The sequence below is a fragment of the Ruegeria pomeroyi DSS-3 genome, assembly GCF_000011965.2.
GTDB classification, from domain to species: Bacteria; Pseudomonadota; Alphaproteobacteria; order Rhodobacterales; family Rhodobacteraceae; genus Ruegeria_B; species Ruegeria_B pomeroyi.
Map to the genome: position 1 here is coordinate 3,107,118 of NC_003911.12, position 17,841 is coordinate 3,124,958.

Here is a 17,841-nt window from a genome sequence, read left to right on the forward strand (position 1 = left end):
GGTCTCGTGAGGGAAATCGCGCTTGATTCCTCCCCCTGCCCAAGGCATCACCGGACCATGCTGATCTACAAGATTTTTCGCGCCGACGAATGGGCGGCGCTGGAGCGTGACGGCCAGAGCGTCGGGGCACCGGTGGACCTGGCCGACGGGTTCGTGCATTTCTCGACCGCCGAGCAGGCGGGCGAAACGGCGGCGAAACATTTCGCCGGGGCCGAGGGGCTGGTCTTGCTGGCCTGCGAGGCCGATGCCATGGGTGACGTCCTGAAATGGGAGGTGTCGCGCGGTGGGGCGCTGTTCCCGCATCTTTACCGCGAATTGCGGCTGTCCGATGTGCTCTGGTCGCAGCCCCTGCCGCTGGTGGACGGTATACATCGCTTCCCGCAGGAGATGACATGACAGGCTATATCGACCCCGACCGTGCCCAGTTCGAGGCGTTCAAGGCGCTGGATCGCGACCACCCGATCGAGATGCTGAACCTGGTGAAGTTCCGCGACCGCGCCGCCTACCCCGAGGGGCACGAATTGGCCAATGCCGGGTTGAGCGGGGCCGAGGCCTATCGCAATTACGGCCGCGAGACCGCGCCGGTCATCGCCCGGCTGGGCGCCTCGATCGTCTGGCGCGGCACGTTCCAGACCGTGCTGATCGGCCCCGGTGACGAGGTCTGGGACGAGATGTTCATCGCGCGCTATCCCAGCGGGCATGCGTTTCTCGAGATGGTGACCGATCCCGCCTACAGACAGGCGGTGGTCCACCGGCAGGCGGCGGTCGAGACCTCGCGCCTGATCCGCACCAAACCCGGTACAGGGGGCACAAGCTTCGGATGAAGATGATCGAGAGATTGGGGCTGACAGCCCTGCACCGGCTGGACCCGGAAACCGCGCATGGCCTGTCGATCAAGGCGCTGAAGGCGGGGCTGGTGCCCCTGCCCGGCCCGGTCACCTCGACCCGGCTGCGCACCCGTGTAGCGGGGCTGGACCTGCCCAACCCGGTGGGGCTGGCGGCTGGATTCGACAAGAATGCCGAGGCGCTGGCACCGCTGGCGCGCGCAGGCTTCGGGTTTATCGAGGTCGGGGCGGCCACGCCGCGCCCGCAGCCCGGCAACCCGCGCCCGCGTCTCTTTCGCCTGACCGAGGACCGCGCCGCGATCAACCGGTTCGGCTTCAACAACCAGGGCATGGAAGCGATTGCCGTGCGGCTGGCCAAACGTCCGCGCGATGCGGTGATCGGCCTTAATCTGGGGGCCAACAAGGACAGCAGCGACCGGCCCGGCGATTTCGCCCGCGTGCTGGCGCATTGCGCCGCGCATCTAGATTTCGCCACGGTGAACGTCAGCTCTCCCAACACCGAGAAACTGCGCGACCTGCAAGGGCGCGCGGCGCTGACGGCGCTCTTGTCGGGCGTGATCGAAACGCGCGATGCGCTGGCCCGGCCGATCCCGGTGTTCCTGAAGATCGCGCCGGATCTGAGCAAGGACGAGATCGCCGATATCGCCGCCGTGGCGCGCGATACGGGCGTGGATGCGGTGATTGCCACCAACACCACCCTGTCGCGCGAGGGGCTGCACAGCGCCCACAAGGATGAGGCGGGTGGGCTGTCGGGCGCGCCGCTGTTTGACAAATCGACCCGCGTTCTGGCGCGGCTGTCGGCGCTGACCGATGGGGCGATCCCGCTGATCGGCGTGGGCGGCATCAGCAATGCCGAACAGGCCTATGCCAAGATCCGCGCCGGGGCCTCGGCGGTGCAGTTCTATACCGCCATGGTCTATGGCGGCCTGGCGCTGGCGGCTGAGATCGCGCGCGGGCTTGATGCGCTTTTGGCGCGCGACGGCTTCGCCTCGGTCGCCGAGGCGGTGGGAACCAGAAGAGAGGACTGGCTGTGATCGAATACTGGCACAATCCGCGCTGTTCCAAGTCGCGGCAGGGTCTGGCGCTGCTGGAAGAGCGCGGCGCAGAAATCGAACTGCGCCGCTATCTGGAGGATGCGCCCAGCCTTGAGGAGCTGCGCGCCACCCAGGCGGCGCTGGGGGTTTCGGCCATCGCAATGATGCGCACGGGCGAGGCGCGGTTCAAGGAACTGGGCCTCAGCAAGAGCGACCCCGACGCCGTGCTGCTGGCCGCCATGGCGGAAAGCCCGGTGCTGATCGAACGGCCGCTGGCGATCAAGGGCGACCGGGCGGTGATCGGGCGCCCGCCCGAGGATATGCTCAGCCTGCTGGACTGACCGCCGCGCGCTCCAGCGCCGGATAGCGCAGGCCCAGCGTGATGCCGCGCGCGATGAAGGAAATCGTCAGCGCCATCCACAGGCCGTGATTGCCGTAGGGCTCAATCAGCAGCCAGACGGTGGCAAAATAGATCGCCGCCGAGAGCGCCATCATGTTGCGCATGTCGGCCGAGCGGGTGGCGCCGATGAAGATGCCATCGAACATCACCAGCGCCAGGATCAGAAGCGGCGCCGCCACCATCCAGGCCAGATAGTCGCGGGCTGCCAGTTGCACCGCCGGGTCCTTGGTCATCACGTCGATCAGCCAGGGTCCAAGCGCCCAGAACACCACCGCCAGCAAGAGCGCCAGCACCAACCCCCAGAGGCTGGTCATCCAGGCCGCGCGCCTGAGCCGGGCCACGGCTCCGGCGCCAAAAGCCTGCCCAACCAGTGACTCGGCGGCAAAGGCAAAACCGTCGAGCGCATAGCCGGTGATATGGACGAATTGCAGCAGCACCTGATTGGCCGCCAGCGTCACGTCGCCGAACCGGCCGCCCAGCAGCAGGAAGCTGACAAAGATCGCCTGGAGCAGCATCGAGCGGATCAGGATATCGGTGTTGACCACCGCCATGCGGCGCAGGCGCGCCGCCTCGAACACCCGCGCCCAGTCGCGCCAGCGCGGGTTCAGAAAGGCATCGCGGCAGAGCCAGAGGCCAAAGGCGAGCCCGGTCCACTCGGCCAGAAAGGTGGCAAAGGCAACCCCGTTGACGCCCCAGCCGAGGCCAAGCACGAACCACAGGTCGAGACCCATGTTGAGCCCGTTCATCCACAGTTGCAGCACCAGCACCGCCCGTGTGCGCTCCAGCGCGATGAGCCAGCCGGTGATGCCATAGATGGCGATGGCGGCGGGCGCCGACCAGATGCGGATGGACATGTAGCCGCGCGCTAGAGTCTCAACCTCGGCGCTGGCCGGGCTGACGGCCAGTGCGCCCCAGTAGATCGGCAGTTGCAGCAAAATGAGTGCGACTCCACCCGCCACGCCGATCATCAGCGAGCGGGTCAGCAGGGCGGCGACCTCGCCCTCGTGCCCTGCGCCGTGCGCCTGCGCGGTCAACCCGGCGGTGCCCATGCGCAGAAAGCCGAAGATCCAGTAGATCGCCGACAGGATGATCGCGCCGACACCCACGGCGGCGATGGGCGCGGCCTGCGGGATCTGGCCCACCACGGCGGTATCGACCGCGCCGAGGATCGGCACTGTCATGTTGGCCAGCATGATCGGAACAGCGATCTTCAACACCCGCTGGTGCGTGATCGGGGCCGCGTCGGACATGCGCCGCTCAGCTTTCGGGGCCGGGGTCCTGCGGCATCAGGAAATGCCCGGTCCCCTGCGCATAGAGCTTGTCGTGATGGTCCTGCCAGGCCTCGACCCGGACCGAGGCATAGCGCCGCCCGGCCCGGCTGATATAGGCGCGCGCATAAGCGTCGCGCGGCAGGCCCGAGCGCAGGTAGTCGATGGTAAAGTCGATGGTCTTGGGAAAGCGCATGTTCTCGTCGGTCAGGATATCCTCGGGCGCGAGATCGCCGCTTTCGATCCGTTCGAACAGATGTGCCCAGCTCAGCGTGATGACGGCCGTCACCTCGAGAAAGGCCGCTGTCACCCCGCCATGAATGGCGGGCAGGAACGGGTTGCCGATCAGCTTGTCATCGAAATTCAGCACCCCGGTCAGCTCGTCCCCGCGCCGGTCGAAGGTGATGTTGAGAAACCGGATAAAGGGCACCCCGCTGACCAGCGCGTTCAGCGCGGCATCGCGGCGCTGCTTGACCACCTGCATGGGTTCGGGACGGGTCCGGGCCATCTCAGCGCCCCTCCACGGTAAAAGCGCCTGCCGCCGTGGCGACGGGACGGTCGGTATCGTCATCGGTGGCCACCGCACGCACAAAGGCGACGTTGCGGGTGATGTGATGACAGGTGGCCCGGGTGGTGATGGTCTGCCCCGGGGTTGCGGCCCGCATGTAGTCGATCCTGAGGTCGATTGTCGCAGTTCCGCCCGGCGCCGACGGGTGGCTCATCACCGCCGCGCCGCAGCAGGTATCCAGCATCGCCGACACCGCCCCGCCATGGATGACCCCGGTGCGCGGATCGCCCACCAGTTCGGCGTTATAGGGCATGGAAATCTCGGCCTCGCCCTGACCGATATACGTCAGTTCCAGCCCCAGCGCCTTGGCATGGGGGATCGCCTGGATGAATTGCCGGGCCAGTTTTACCTTGTCGGTCATATGCCTGCGGTCCTGCCGTTGCTTTGCCCCTTTATGAACAGGGCACGACACAAAGGGCAAGCCCGGCAGTTGCGCTGGAATTCGCAAGCCCCTAGGTTGCGGGCAAGGAGATTGGACATGCCCGAGACGCGTTTGTCATTCAAGGAGATGTGCGCCGAGTTCGACGTGACCCCGCGCACGCTCAGATATTACGAATACATCGAACTCCTTCAGCCCGACCGCGAGGGACGCGCCCGCTATTACGGTGCGCGCGAGCGGGCGCGGATGAAGCTGATCATGCGCGGCCGCCGCTTCGGCTTTGCGCTGGAGGAAATCCGCCAGTGGCTGCTGATCTACGAGGATGAGGGCAACCAGGCGCAGATGGCCGCCTTTGTCGAGATGGCCGACCGCCAGATGCACGAACTGCGCCTGCAACAGCAGCAACTGGACGAAGCGATGAGCGAGTTGCAGCAGTTGCGCGACCAAACCGCCAGGGGCATCAAGTAACGCCCGACCTACCGCAAACGTGATCCGCGCGCGCGACGCGCCGGCTTGTCTTTGCGCCACAGGCGCCGCAGGCTATGATGTGTCGGGCGCCTGCCGCCCGGCCCAGAGCGGGAGGACCGGATGCCCAACCCTGTAGCTCTTGTTACCCTGACGCTTGCCGCCCTTATGCTGGCGGCCTGTGACCCCGGCCCAACCGGGCATGGCACCGCGCCCGCCGGTGTGGATCAAGCCGACTGGGACCGCCAGATCGCCGCCCGCCGGCAGGCGCGCAGCGACGTTTACCGGGGCCCGCGCGGCGGCGCCACGGGGCGCTGATTCCACCCTTTCGTCGGCAGGTCAGCACCCGCAAATCCACCCATCAAACGGTTTCCGCTGGGTAAGGAAATGTCGCAAAACCGCCCTTCCGAGACTTGATCTTACGTCACCGAGAAAGTGACGTGACGTTTGGCTTACGTCAACGTCAAGCAGATGTTGTAAACAGCGGGAAAGCTGATCACCTCTCTGCCATGACGCCAGCGACGAGAGATTGAGAGAATGACCGAAGACCTGATGACCATCCGCGAAATGTGCGACGCCTATGACGTGACGCCGCGCACTCTGCGGTTCTACGAATCCAAGGAGCTTCTGTTCCCGGTCCGGGATGGTCAGAAGCGCCTGTTCACCAAACGCGACCGCGCCCGGCTCAAGCTGATCCTGCGCGGCAAACGGTTCGGCTTCAGCCTGGAGCAGATCCGTCAGCTGCTGGATCTCTACCATGTGGGCGATCAGCAGCACATGCAGCTGAACCGCACCTATCAGATCGCCCACGAGCGCCTGGCCGACATGGAATCCCAGCGCGACGAGCTGACCCAGGCCATCGACGACCTGCGCGAACAGCTGCGCTGGGGCGAGAAAGTGCTTGCCTCGATGAAAGACACCAAGAAGGCGGCCGAATAAGCCGCCTCATCCAACACCCGTTCCAAGACTTCAGGGAGCCCCCCATGCCCATCTATACCGCGCCCACCAAGGACACGCAGTTCATCCTGCACGACGTTCTCAAGGTCTCGCAATCCGACACGCCCGGCTATGCCGAACTGGACGCCGATTTCACCGGCGCCGTGCTGGAAGAGGCCGGCAAGATCGCGACCAACGTGCTGCACCCGCTCAACATCGTGGGCGATACCGAGGGCTGCCGGCTGGAAAACGGCGTGGTCTATACCCCGACCGGCTTCAAGGAGGCCTTTGAACAGGTCAAGGAAGGCGGCTGGACCGGGCTGGACATGCCCGAGCAATATGGCGGCCAGAACATGCCCCAGGTGATCGGCACCGCGGTGGGCGAGATGTTCTCTGCCTCCAACCAGGCCTTCACCATGTATCAGGGCCTGACCCATGGCGCCGCCTCGGCGATCCTGGCCCATGGCACCGACGCGCAGAAGGACACCTATCTGCCCAAGATGGTGTCCTGCGAATGGACCGGCACCATGAACCTGACCGAGCCCCATTGCGGCACCGATCTGGGCATGATGCGCACCAAGGCCGAGCCGCAAGGCGATGGCTCCTACAAGATCACCGGCCAGAAGATCTTCATCTCGTCGGGCGATCACGACATGGCCGACAACATCGTACACCTGGTGCTGGCCAAGATCACCGGCGGCCCCGAGGGCATCAAGGGCGTGTCGCTGTTCATTGTCCCCAAGTTCATGGTGAACGAGGATGGCACGCTTGGCGCCCGCAACGCGGTCTCGGTCGGCAAGATCGAGGAAAAGATGGGCATCCACGGCAACTCGACCTGCGTGATGAACTATGACGGCGCCACCGGCTATCTGCTGGGCGAGGAACACAAGGGCATGCGCGCCATGTTCACCATGATGAACGAGGCCCGCCTGGGCGTCGGCATGCAGGGCCTGGCCCAGGCCGATGCCGCCTATCAGAACGCGCTGGAATACGCCAAGGACCGTCTGCAGGGCCGCGACGTGACCGGGGTCAAGAACCCCGAGGGTCCGGCCGATCCGCTGATCGTGCATCCCGATATCCGCCGCAACCTGATGGACCAGAAAAGCTTTACCGAGGGTGCCCGCGCCTTCCTGCTGTGGGGCGCGACCCTGATCGACGCCGCCCACCGCGCCGGCGACAAGGATGCCGACGGGCTGGTCTCGCTGCTGACCCCGGTGATCAAGGGTTTCCTGTCCGATCAGGGCTATGACATGACCGTGCAGGCGCAGCAGGTCTATGGCGGCCATGGCTACATCGAGGAATGGGGCATGTCGCAATACACCCGCGACGCCCGGATCGCGATGATCTACGAGGGTGCCAATGGCGTGCAGGCGCTGGATCTGGTGGGCCGCAAGCTGGCCGCCGATGGCGGCAAGCACGTGATGGCCTTCTTCGAGCTGGTCAAAAGCTTCTGCAAGGAAAACGCCGGTCAGGACGAGGCCTATGACAAGGCGTTCATCGAACCACTGAAAGCGGCGTCCAAGGACCTGCAGGCCGCGGGCATGTATTTCATGCAGAACGGCATGAAGAACCCCAACAACGCGCTGTCGGGCTCCTATGACTTCATGCATATGTTCGGCCATGTCTGCCTGGGCCTGATGTGGGCGCAGATGGCCAAGGCCGCCCGGACCGCACTGGATGGCGGCGCTTCGGACACCGCGTTCTACGAGACCAAGATCGCAACCGGGCGTTTCTACATGGCTCGCCGCCTGCCCGCCACCGCCCTGCACCTGGCCCGTATCCAGACTGGCGCCGACACGGTCATGGCCCTGGACGCCGCCAACTTCTAAGCCAGCGGTGGGCAGGAATGCCCACCCTACCCCCGCCATGATGGGAGGACCTGGATGCCCAAACGTTTCCGCCTGACCCGCCGCTTCCCGGTCGCGATGACCGAAGACGGCTATCGTCGGCTCAAGAGCTTTTCGCGCGAGGCCGGGCTGGACGAGGGCGAGGCGCTGTCCTTCCTGTTCGAGAATTTCAACAGCGTGATCAACGAGGAGAACCTGATCCACCGGCTGCGCCTGTTCAACGCCGAGCTCGACGACCGCAAGCGGTAGAAAACGCCTTCGGCGGGAGTATTTGCAGCGGAATGAAGAACACGCCTGTTCCCCCGCCCTCCGGCCCGGCCGCCCGGCGGGACGCGGGCAGAACGACGGACCTTCATTCCGCGTGGTCATCGGCCCTTCAGCCTGTACCGCAGCCGGAAACAGACCAGATTAAGCTTGTTATCCGGTAACGAGGCCCCTGCTTCATTTCGCCGGAAATACTCCACGGGAGTGCGGGGGTGAGAAACCCCTGCCGCGACATTGGCCAAGGGAGGCAATGATGACGATCAAACTCTACTGCTTCGGAGAAAGCGGCAATTCCTACAAGGCGGCGCTGGCGCTGCAACTCTCGGGTCTGGACTGGGAACCGGTCTTTGTCGACTTCTTCGGCGGTGAGACCCGAACGCCCGAATACCGCACCACCGTCAACGAGCTGGGCGAAGCGCCGGTGCTGGTGGATGGCGAATTCCGCACCAGCCAGTCAGGCTGTATCCAGGCCTATGTGACCGAGGCATCCGGCAAGTTCGGCGGCAAGACCCGCGAGGAGAACTATGACATCCTGCGCTGGGTGCTGTGGGACAACCACAAGCTCAGCTCGATGGCCGGGCTGACCCGTTTCCTGATGAACTTCCTGCCCGAGGACAAACGCCCGCAAGAGGTGATCGCCTTCAACCAGGGCCGGCTCAAGGCCGCTTATGCCACGCTGAACTCCCATCTGGAGGGCCGCGACTGGATCGTGGGCGTTGGCCCCACCAATGCCGATCTCAGCTGCTGCGGCTACCTCTATTATCCCGAACCTTTCGGCTTTGACCGCGCCGACTGGCCCCATATCGACGCCTGGCTGGACCGCATCGCCGCCCTGCCCGGCTGGAAACACCCCTATGACCTGATGCCCGGCAACCCGTCGGATCGCGCTTGAGGAGACCAAGATGACCGAAGCTTATATCTATGACGCCGTGCGCACCCCGCGCGGCAAGGGCCGCAAAGACGGCAGCCTGCACGAGGTGACCTCGGTGCGCCTCAGCGCGCTGACGCTGAACGCGCTGAAAGAGCGCAACAATCTCGAAGGTCACGCGGTCGAGGACGTGATCTGGGGCAATGTCACCCAGGTGATGGAACAGGGCGGCTGCCTGGCGCGGACCGCCGTGCTGGCCTCGGACCTTGACCAGTCGATCCCCGGCCTGGCCATCAACCGGTTCTGCGCCAGCGGCATGGAGGCGGTGAACCTGGCCGCCAACCAGGTACGTGGCGGCGCGGGCGATGCCTATATCGCCGGCGGGGTCGAGATGATGGGCCGCGTGGCCATGGGCAGCGACGGCGCCGCCATCGCCGTCGATCCCAGCATCGCAATGGAAACCTACTTCGTGCCGCAGGGTATCTCGGCCGATATCATCGCCACCGAATACGGCTTCACCCGCGATCAGGCCGACGCGCTGGCGATGGAAAGTCAGCGCCGCGCCAAGGAGGCCTGGGACGAGGGCCGCTTTGCCAAATCGGTGATCCCGGTGCGCGACCAGAACGGGCTGACCATCCTGGATCATGACGAGTACATGCGTCCGGGCACCGACATGCAGTCGCTGGGCGGCCTCAACCCCGCCTTCCAGATGATGGGCGAGCAGATGCCCGGCTTCGACAAGATCGCGATGCTGAAATACCCGCATCTGGAGCGGATCAACCATATCCACCATGCGGGCAACTCCTCGGGCATCGTGGATGGGGCCGCCGGCGTGTTGATCGGCAACAAGGAATTCGGCGAGAAATACGGGCTGAAGCCGCGCGCGCGCATCAAGGCCACCGCCAAGATCGGCACCGACCCGACCATCATGCTGACCGGCCCGGTGCCGGTGACCGAGAAGATCCTGGCCGATAACGGCATGAAGATCGGTGACCTTGACCTGTTCGAAGTGAACGAGGCCTTTGCCTCGGTCGTCTTGCGCTTCCAGCAGGCCTTTGATGTCGATCCCGCGCTGGTAAACGTCAACGGCGGCTCGATCGCCATGGGCCACCCGCTGGGCGCCACCGGCGCGATCATCATCGGCACGCTGCTGGACGAGCTGGAGCGTCGCGACCTGGAAACCGGTCTTGCAACGCTCTGCATCGCCTCCGGCATGGGCGCGGCCACGATCATCGAACGCGTCTGATGCCGAAACTGGACCTCGACAGTATCGAACGGCGTATCGGCTCGGTCTATCCGGGTCGGCTGAACGCGGCCATGGATGGCCGGTCCAGCCTGCGCCTGGGCGATGCCGGCGGGCTCAGCCAGTTTGGTGTCAACCTCGTGCGGCTGGAGCCCGGGGCGAAATCGTCGCTGCGCCATTACCACATGGAGCAGGACGAGTTCGTCATGGTGACCGAGGGTGCGCTGGTTCTGGTCGACGACCAGGGCGAGCATCCGATGGTTCCGGGCGACTGCGCCGCCTTTCCCGCTGGCGACCCGAACGGGCACCAGTTCGTCAATCGCACCGATGCGCCCGCCACCTTCCTTGTGGTGGGCACGCGGACCCCGACCGAGACCGCTTATTACAGCGATATGGACATGATGGTGAAACAGGATGCCTCGGGCTTCGCTTTCACCCGCAAGGATGGCAGCCCGCTGACGGCTGACCAGATCGGAGACGACAATGAGTGATTTTACGCTGACCAAGGACGCCGACGGCGTCGCCTTCATCACCTGGGATGCTCAGGGCAAGTCGATGAACGTGATGACCCGCGAGGCCTTTGAACTGGTTGACAGCCTGGTCGATCAGGCGCTGGCCGATGACGAGGTCAAGGGCATCGTCATCACCAGCGGCAAGAGCGATTTCGCCGGCGGCATGGACCTGAACACGCTGGCCGTGATCCGCGAGGAAGCGGGCGAAAACCCGGCCCAGGGCCTGTTCGACTTCGTCATGGGCGGCCACCGCATCATGCGCAAGCTGGAACTGGCGGGCATGGACCCCAAGACCAAGAAGGGCGGCAAGCCGGTGGCCTGCGCCATCAACGGCACCTGCGCCGGGATCGGCACCGAGATCGCGCTGGCCTGTCATCACCGGGTGATGACCACCAACCCCAAGGCCAAGATCGGCCTGCCCGAGATCCTGCTGGGCATCTTCCCCGGCGGCGGCGGCACCATCCGCTATTCCCGCATGGTGGGCGCCATGGCCGCGGCCCCGGTGCTGCTGGAAGGCAAGATGATGGACCCGGCCAAGGCCAAGGGTGCGCAGATGGTCGACGCATTGGCGGATGACCCGGTTGCCGCCGCCAAGGAATGGGTGCTGAACGCCAAGGATGCCGATCTGGTCAAACCCTGGGACGCCAAGGGCTACAAGATGCCCGGCGGCGCCCCCTATCATCCGGCGGGTTTCATGACCTTTGTCGGCGCCTCGGCCATGGTCAACGGCAAGACCCAAGGCGCCTTCCCCGCGCCCAAGGCACTGCTGAGCGCCATCTACGAGGGCGCGCTGGTCGATTTCGACACCGCGCTGCGCATTGAGGCACGCTGGTTCACCCATGTGCTGATGAACCCCTCCTCCTCGGCCATGATCCGCAGCCTCTTCATCAACAAGCAGGCGCTGGAGAAAGGCGCGGTGCGGCCCAAGGACATCCCCGACCAGCGGGTCAAGAAACTCGGCGTGCTGGGCGCGGGCATGATGGGCGCGGGCATCGCGCTGGTCAGCGCGCAGGCAGGTATGGAGGTCGTGCTGATCGACCGTGACCAGGCCGCCGCCGACAAGGGCAAGGCCTATACCGAAGCTTACCTCGACAAGGGGATGAAGCGCGGCAAGGTCACCGCCGAGAAGAAAGAGGCGATGCTGGGCCTGATCACCGCCACCCCGGATCTGGACGCGCTGAAAGGCTGTGACCTGATCATCGAGGCGGTGTTCGAGGATCCGGGCGTGAAGGCCGAGATGACCAAGAAGGTCGAGGCGATCATCCCCGAGGACTGCATCTTTGCCTCCAACACCTCGACCCTGCCGATCACCGGTTTGGCCAAGGCAAGCGTGCGGCCCGAACAGTTCATCGGCATCCACTTCTTCTCGCCGGTCGAGAAGATGCTGCTGGTCGAGATCATCAAGGGCAAGGAAACCGGCCCGCGGGCGGTGGCCAAGGCGCTGGATTACGTGCGCCAGATCCGCAAGACCCCGATCGTGGTCAATGATGCGCGTTTCTTCTACTGCAACCGCTGCATCATTCCGTATGTCAACGAAGGCGCGCGGATGATCACCGAGGGCGTGTCGCCGGTGCTGATCGACAATGCGGCGCGGCAGCTGGGTTTCCCGGTGGGTCCGATCCAGCTGACCGACGAAACCTCGATTGATCTCGGCGCCAAGATCGCGCGGGCGACCAAGGCGGCGATGGGCAATGCTTATCCCGAAAGCCCGGCTGACGACCTGATCTTCTGGATGGAAGAGCTGGGCCGGATGGGCCGCAAGGCCAACGCGGGCTTCTTCGATTATGACGACAAGGGCAAGCGCACCGGCTATTGGCAGGGCCTGCAGGACAAGTACCCGCTGGCCGAAGAGCAGCCCGACCTGATCGAGGTGCAGGAACGCCTGATGTTCGCGCAGGTGCTGGAAGCGGTGCGTGCGCTGGAAGAAGGCGTGCTGGAAGACATCCGCGAAGGCGACGTGGGCGCCATCCTGGCCTGGGGCTTTGCCCCTTGGTCGGGCGGCCCGCTCAGCTGGATCGACATCATCGGCACGCCCTACGCGGCGGATCGCTGTGACCAGTTGGCGGCGAAATACGGCGAGCGCTTCGCCTGCCCGCCGCTGCTGCGCGAAATGGCCGACAAGGGGCAGAGCTTCTACGGGCGTTTTGACCCCGAGGCGAAATCGGCGGCCTGACGCCCCCTGTCAGACGGAACAAGACCGGCGCCCCTGCAAGGGGGCGCCGGTTTGCGTTTCGATGTTCGTCAGGCGAAGGGGTTGGCGGCCAACGGGTGACCGGGGCGCGGCGGGCGCATCGGCAGATTCGGCAGGTCGGCGGGATCGCAGCCCAATGCGTGATCGTCATCATCGTCGATCAGGCAATTGACCAGAAACCGCGCCGCCGCCCCGTCGAGCCGGTCATAAAGCGTCGGTTGCAGCAGATCGGCTCCGTCCAACACCTGACGGGGCACCGGACAATGGGCCAGCAGCCCGCCCTCGACATAGATCACCTCGTCCTGGTGGAAGGCCAGCGTGGTCACCTCGACCCGCTCGCCGGGCAGGTCGTCGGTGATGCCGCGATAGCCACGCAGCATGCGCGCGGGAACCACCGCATAGGGATCGCCGAGTGCATCCAGCGCCGCCTCGCATTCCACCAGCAGCCCCTGATCGGGCATCATCCACAGGTCGCGCCGGTTGTGGCACACGCCCTCGGGCAGCCGCACCGGGCGCAGCGCCGCCGGCAGGCCAGCCGGCAATGTCACCGTTTCCCGCTGGATATCGGCCACCGTCTGCATGGCATGGTCAAAGGTCAGCACCTTGTCCCCCACCTTGAGCGCTTCGACCGGTTGCCAGCCGAAATTGGAGGCCACCGACGTTCCCGCCAGAAGCCCCCCTTGCCCGGTGATCAGCAGACCGTCGAGCACCGCCATGGATTCCGCCATGGCCGGGCTTTCCCCTGTGTCCTTGTCTTTCCATCCGAACATAAGCGCCGTCCCCATTGTGGCAGCAGCAAGAGCATGGCTTGCCGGATTAACCAGTTTACAAGGTCAGGACACGCGATTCGAAGGCCGGAAACATGCCGCAACAAGGGCGAGATTGTGGCATTGGCCGGGCCATTTCGGACAATGCCGCGCGGTCTGGCGGATTGACGCCGAGCGCGCAACAGCGCCTCAGTCGAAGCGGTAACCAAAGCGCGCGATATCGCTTGCACAGGCCGCGCCCAGCGCCTCGGCGGCATGGTCAGAATAATAGCTGCGATAATCGGCGGCGCGCTCGGAGCGGTTCGCGCGCGGCATATCCAGCGCAAAGCCCAGATGCGCGGTCAGCGGCGCCAGATCGGTCTCCAGATGCTCCAGCCGGATATAGGCGGCGCAATGTTCCACCCCGTCGACGCGGCGCATATAGCTGGGGGCCGGGGCCGCGCGAAAGGCCGCCAGCGTCTGCGGAGCGGTGACGAAGCCCTCGAACTCCAGCTGCCGCGCCAGATGCACCGCCGGGTGATCGAACGTCTGCCCCCGCAGCCAATGGTAATAGCTGACCGCCCGGTCCCAGGGGTTGCGCACCAGGGTAAAGGCAAAGAGGCCAGCCAGAACCTCGGGCGCGATCAGCCCCTCGATATCGGCCAGCGTCGAATGTTTCCACAGCCGTCCGCGCGCCTGCACCCCCTTGAGACGGCCGCGCCGCCGGATCGCCTTGGGCGTGTCGCCGATCAGGATGTCATCCTTCATCGCCCGCGCTTCGAGCGCCAGCGCCAGCGAGGTGCCGCCCGTCTTGGGGATATGCACGAAGATATAGCCGCGACCGGGTGAGATGATCATGCCGCCACGCTAGCGGCGCGGGCAGCGGCGCTCAACCCGATCTGAGCGCGATGATCGCGCCCGCCAGCACGATCAACCCGATGCCCAGCATCTGCCATGGCCCCAGGCCGACACCCAGCACCACCCAGGCAAAGAGCGGACCAAAGATCATCACCGAGAACTCGAAGACCGAGACATAGGAGGGCTCGCCCAGCTGATAGGCCCGGATCAGCATGAAGACGGCGGTGGCCGATCCCACCGCCTGCAGCGCGACCCAAGGCATCGCCTCGGCCATCGGCCAGACCCAGCCACGCGCGACAAACCCGTCCGGCCCGGGCAGCGGTGTGGCGGGAAACAGCGCCAGCCAGATCAGCCCGCCGAGACCGGTCAGGCCCAGCGCCGTCACCATCGCGCCAAGCAGCGCCGCCGTGCTCTCGCCTGCGCAATGGCGGCGGGTGACCACCGCGCCCAACGCGTAGAAGAACCCACCCGCCACCGGGATCAGCACCGTCGCATCAAAGGCGCCGGGGTCGGGTTGCAGCACGAAGAGTATACCGGCAAAGCCCATCAGCACCGCCAGGATGCGCCAGGGTCCGATCCGCTGACGCAGGCCAAAAGCGGTCACCAGCAGCACGAAGATCGGCGAGGTGAACAAGCCCGCCAGCGCCTGGGCAATCGGCATGAAGGCCAGCGCGCTGAAATAGAACAGCATCGCCACCGTCAACAGAAGGCTGCGCAGCAGGACCCAGCCCTTGCGGCGCGGAAACAGCCCACCCAGCCCCATCAGTGACATCAGCCCCACCAGGGGCAACATCATCAGCGAACGCATAAAGTGGAACTGCCACAGCCCGATGCTCTCGGCCAGCCGGATCACGTAATTGTCGATTACGCCGATGATGCTCATCGCCGCGATCATGTAGAGCGCCGCCGCCAGGGGGGCCGAATTGGTTTCTGCCTGCATTCCGAATGCCATAGCCGGGCCGCGCGACCCGGTCTTGTCCCCTAGCGACACTTTGCCCGGATTATTGCCCGCGGCCCCGGGCACAGCGCAACCCGTTTGCCGCTGGCCCGCCAAAGGTGTAGGCTGGCCGAAAAACAAGAACGAGCATCCCGTATCAGGCATGACAGCTCTCAAGCAATACGAGCGGATCGAGGCGACCGGCCTCTGGCGCCCCTCACCCGAGGCACAGCGACGCGAGGTCGTGGTTTCGATCGGCGAGGCGACGCTGACGATTTCCGATTTCAACGACCGGGCGCTGACCCATTGGTCGCTGGCGGCACTGGAGCGGCAGAACCCGGGCGAGTTCCCGGCGCTTTACTGCCCTGACGGCGATCCGGGCGAGACGCTGGAACTTGCCGAGAGCGAGTCAACGATGATCGCCGCCATCGACCATCTGCAACGGGCGATCGACAGCCGCCGGGCGCATCCCGGGCGGATCCGCTGGATCACCGTGGCGGTGATGGTGACGATTGTGCTGGGGATGCTGACACTGTGGCTGCCCGGCGCGTTGCGGCGGCACGTGGTCGCCGTCGTCCCCGAGATCAAGCGGCAAGAGATCGGCCGTGCCGTTCTGGCCCGGGTCGAACGGGTCACCGGACAGGCCTGTTCCGACGAGGAAACCGACATGATCCTGTCCAGGCTGGCCCAGCGCACCGGTGTGCGCCGGCTGGTTGTGGTCCCCGGCGGGCGCGCCAGCAGCCTGTTCCTGCCCGGAGGCATCGTGGTGCTGAACCATGCGCTGATCGGCGATCACGAGGACAGTTCGGTCGCCGCCGGCTATGTCCTGGCCGAGCGTGCCCGTGCCAATGCGCAGGATCCGCTGGACGATCTGCTCTATCGCGCGGGGCCGCTGGCCTCGTTCCGGCTCTTGACCACGGGGGGTCTGACGCCCGGCATCCTCGACAGCTATGCCGAGCGGGTGCTGGCCGAGCCGCGCCCGGATATGCCGGACGAGGCGCTGCTGGCGGTGTTCAGCCAGGCGGCGATCCCCTCGTCTCCCTATGCCTATGCCCGCGATATCACCGGCGAAACCGTGCTGGGCCTGATCGAGGCCGACCCGATGACGGGCCGCACGCTGGAACCGGTTCTGGCCGACCGCGACTGGGTCCGGCTGCAGGATATCTGCGGCGGCTGAGGTCAGCGCCATCCCGGCAAAGACAAGGGCCGCCCCATGGGCGGCCCGTCTCGTTTCAGATGTCTGTCAGCGGCGCGCGCGGGTCGGGGCCGGTGGCGCCGTGGCCGGTGCGTTGCGCGTGGACAGTCGAAACCGCAGGGGCGGCTTGGCCCCGTGGGTATAGGACCGTTCGCTGTGTTCCACAGTAATGGTTCTGGGGTTGGTCTCGACCGGCAGCAGGGTGCGCGGCAGGTCGCGCGACCAGAGCTGTTCCATCTGTGCGTCCCCCTCGGCGGTCCGCATGCCGCGCAGGGGGTTCAGCCGGTCATCCTCGCGGTCGACGGCCCGGAACCCGGCAGGGGTCTGAAAGCGGCTGTACTGGATCGCCGGGCGCAGCGTGCGTTCAGCGCGATGGGGATTCAGCCGGTCGTCGGTCCAGACCGGGCGAAATCCCTCAGGTATCTGCAGATTGGTGGTGTTCTGCCGCTTGTCATAGACATGCTGCGGCACCACCCGGGTGTTGAGCGAGACCCGGACGCCGGTATCCCCCACCTTGAGCGAGGAACTCTTGCGGGTGCCATAGGTGATCGGCGGTTCCGCCTGCGGGCCGCAGCGCACACCGGTCTGGTTGATGTAACGCTGGCTGAGGGCCGAGGCATTGGAACACCCGCCCGATGCCGCCGCCGGGGCAACCGCGCGCGGCTTGACCCGCGCCGGAGCCGCGGCAGGGGCAACCGGTACGATCACCGGTGTCGGGCGCGCGGTGGTGGTACGGGTGGTGGGCACAGTGACCGGGCGCACGGTGGTGCGGACCGTGGCCACCGGGGCGGTGCGCGGCACGGGGCTGGCCACCGTGCGCACCTGCGGTTTCGGCGCGGGCGCGGCGGCGGGTCTGGCCGTGGATGTCGCGGCGGGCCGCGCGGCCGCTGTCGCGCTGGGCTGATCCAGCGTGATCACCTTGGGGGCGGCCTGTTGCGGCGCGGCGCTGGTCGCCCCGGCCACGGCGGTGGGCTGGTAGCCACAGACCTGCTTGCGCTCGCGCGAGACGCGCGGGACCCAGGTCACATTGCCGTCGATCCCGGCCCGGATATAGATACATCCGCGGCTGTCGACATATTGCTTGCCCTTGAAGGAGGCGGGCGGAAATTCGGCCGGCGGCGAGGCATTTCGCAGCGTCTGGGCGTTCAGCGTGCTGAACCCGATGCTCAGACCGATGACCGAAAGTGCAATAATCCTTGTAACTCTCATGCCTGCCCCCACAAGATATGGAAGGCAGGATGCCGCAAAACCTACTGATAGTAAAGCGGCACGTGCCTCAGTACCG

21 protein-coding genes are annotated in these 17,841 nt (G+C 65.7%); 14 read left to right on the top strand and 7 right to left on the bottom strand.

The genetic code is table 11. The features are described from left to right. Positions 1-57 precede the first annotated feature (57 nt). The 4 genes from SPO_RS14740 to arsC are packed head-to-tail and all read left to right on the top strand — an operon-like array spanning position 58 to position 2,220. The gene (locus tag SPO_RS14740) at positions 58-396 is read left to right on the top strand and encodes a DUF952 domain-containing protein (RefSeq protein WP_011048605.1); all 339 of its coding nucleotides are present in this window, start codon (positions 58-60) and stop codon (positions 394-396) included. Then, entirely contained in the window at positions 393-824 is a 432-nt protein-coding gene (locus SPO_RS14745; protein ID WP_011048606.1) for a DUF1330 domain-containing protein, read from the top strand. Before SPO_RS14740 ends, SPO_RS14745 begins: the two co-directional genes overlap by 4 nt. Further along, positions 821-1,879, top strand: a complete 1,059-nt coding sequence (locus tag SPO_RS14750; protein ID WP_044028594.1) for a quinone-dependent dihydroorotate dehydrogenase — start codon at positions 821-823, stop codon at positions 1,877-1,879. Before SPO_RS14745 ends, SPO_RS14750 begins: the two co-directional genes overlap by 4 nt. Beyond that, positions 1,876-2,220: an arsenate reductase (glutaredoxin) gene (arsC, locus tag SPO_RS14755; protein WP_011048608.1), complete on the top strand. Its 345-nt coding sequence runs from the start codon at positions 1,876-1,878 to the stop codon at positions 2,218-2,220. The genes SPO_RS14750 and arsC overlap by 4 nt, the downstream gene beginning before the upstream one ends. Here the strand turns inward: arsC and SPO_RS14760 are convergent. The 3 genes from SPO_RS14760 to SPO_RS14770 are packed head-to-tail and all read right to left on the bottom strand — an operon-like array spanning position 2,204 to position 4,476. Then, complete coding sequence (locus SPO_RS14760) at positions 2,204-3,529, bottom strand: MATE family efflux transporter (protein ID WP_011048609.1); 1,326 nt, start codon at positions 3,527-3,529, stop codon at positions 2,204-2,206. The genes arsC and SPO_RS14760 overlap by 17 nt on opposite strands. Before the next feature lie 7 nt (positions 3,530-3,536). Further along, positions 3,537-4,055: a PaaI family thioesterase gene (locus tag SPO_RS14765; RefSeq protein WP_011048610.1), complete on the bottom strand. Its 519-nt coding sequence runs from the start codon at positions 4,053-4,055 to the stop codon at positions 3,537-3,539. Position 4,056: 1 nt separating this feature from the next. Then, positions 4,057-4,476, bottom strand: coding sequence for a PaaI family thioesterase (locus SPO_RS14770; protein ID WP_044028595.1), 420 nt, complete (start codon positions 4,474-4,476; stop codon positions 4,057-4,059). A gap of 117 nt (positions 4,477-4,593) precedes the next feature. On the opposite strand from SPO_RS14770, the gene SPO_RS14775 reads away from it, so the two are divergent. From SPO_RS14775 to SPO_RS14810, 9 genes are all read left to right on the top strand, one after another. After that, the gene (locus SPO_RS14775; RefSeq protein ID WP_011048612.1) at positions 4,594-4,962 is read left to right on the top strand and encodes a MerR family transcriptional regulator; all 369 of its coding nucleotides are present in this window, start codon (positions 4,594-4,596) and stop codon (positions 4,960-4,962) included. Between the two features lie 120 nt (positions 4,963-5,082). Beyond that, positions 5,083-5,277, top strand: a complete 195-nt coding sequence (locus tag SPO_RS22935; RefSeq protein ID WP_011048613.1) for a hypothetical protein — start codon at positions 5,083-5,085, stop codon at positions 5,275-5,277. Positions 5,278-5,496: 219 nt separating this feature from the next. Continuing rightward, entirely contained in the window at positions 5,497-5,898 is a 402-nt protein-coding gene (locus SPO_RS14780; protein WP_011048614.1) for a MerR family transcriptional regulator, read from the top strand. Between the two features lie 44 nt (positions 5,899-5,942). Then, complete coding sequence (locus tag SPO_RS14785; protein WP_011048615.1) at positions 5,943-7,724, top strand: acyl-CoA dehydrogenase C-terminal domain-containing protein; 1,782 nt, start codon at positions 5,943-5,945, stop codon at positions 7,722-7,724. A 54-nt stretch (positions 7,725-7,778) separates the two neighbouring features. After that, on the top strand, positions 7,779-7,991 hold the full coding sequence (locus SPO_RS14790; protein ID WP_011048616.1) for a hypothetical protein: 213 nt from the start codon (positions 7,779-7,781) through the stop codon (positions 7,989-7,991). Positions 7,992-8,259: 268 nt separating this feature from the next. Next, positions 8,260-8,898 (top strand): glutathione S-transferase family protein, encoded by a 639-nt coding sequence (locus SPO_RS14795; RefSeq protein ID WP_030003242.1) that lies wholly within the window; start codon positions 8,260-8,262, stop codon positions 8,896-8,898. Positions 8,899-8,908: 10 nt separating this feature from the next. Next, positions 8,909-10,120 carry an acetyl-CoA C-acetyltransferase gene (locus tag SPO_RS14800; RefSeq protein ID WP_011048618.1) on the top strand — a complete coding sequence of 404 codons (1,212 nt, stop codon included), beginning with the start codon at positions 8,909-8,911 and terminating at the stop codon, positions 10,118-10,120. Further along, positions 10,120-10,608, top strand: coding sequence for a cupin domain-containing protein (locus SPO_RS14805; protein WP_011048619.1), 489 nt, complete (start codon positions 10,120-10,122; stop codon positions 10,606-10,608). The genes SPO_RS14800 and SPO_RS14805 overlap by 1 nt, the downstream gene beginning before the upstream one ends. After that, positions 10,601-12,802 (top strand): 3-hydroxyacyl-CoA dehydrogenase NAD-binding domain-containing protein, encoded by a 2,202-nt coding sequence (locus tag SPO_RS14810; protein ID WP_011048620.1) that lies wholly within the window; start codon positions 10,601-10,603, stop codon positions 12,800-12,802. The genes SPO_RS14805 and SPO_RS14810 overlap by 8 nt, the downstream gene beginning before the upstream one ends. Positions 12,803-12,870: 68 nt before the next feature. Here the strand turns inward: SPO_RS14810 and SPO_RS14815 are convergent, their stop codons facing one another. From SPO_RS14815 to SPO_RS14825, 3 genes are all read right to left on the bottom strand, one after another. After that, positions 12,871-13,590 (bottom strand): Hint domain-containing protein, encoded by a 720-nt coding sequence (locus SPO_RS14815; RefSeq protein ID WP_158454180.1) that lies wholly within the window; start codon positions 13,588-13,590, stop codon positions 12,871-12,873. A 186-nt stretch (positions 13,591-13,776) separates the two neighbouring features. Further along, entirely contained in the window at positions 13,777-14,424 is a 648-nt protein-coding gene (locus tag SPO_RS14820; RefSeq protein WP_011048622.1) for a sulfotransferase family 2 domain-containing protein, read from the bottom strand. A gap of 31 nt (positions 14,425-14,455) precedes the next feature. Then, positions 14,456-15,364: a DMT family transporter gene (locus SPO_RS14825; RefSeq protein WP_011048623.1), complete on the bottom strand. Its 909-nt coding sequence runs from the start codon at positions 15,362-15,364 to the stop codon at positions 14,456-14,458. A 160-nt stretch (positions 15,365-15,524) separates the two neighbouring features. Between SPO_RS14825 and SPO_RS14830 the strand changes: the two genes are divergently transcribed. After that, positions 15,525-16,538, top strand: coding sequence for a hypothetical protein (locus SPO_RS14830; RefSeq protein ID WP_044028596.1), 1,014 nt, complete (start codon positions 15,525-15,527; stop codon positions 16,536-16,538). Positions 16,539-16,604: 66 nt separating this feature from the next. Here the strand turns inward: SPO_RS14830 and SPO_RS14835 are convergent, their stop codons facing one another. Continuing rightward, positions 16,605-17,765, bottom strand: coding sequence for a hypothetical protein (locus SPO_RS14835; RefSeq protein ID WP_030003243.1), 1,161 nt, complete (start codon positions 17,763-17,765; stop codon positions 16,605-16,607). Positions 17,766-17,841 lie beyond the last annotated feature (76 nt).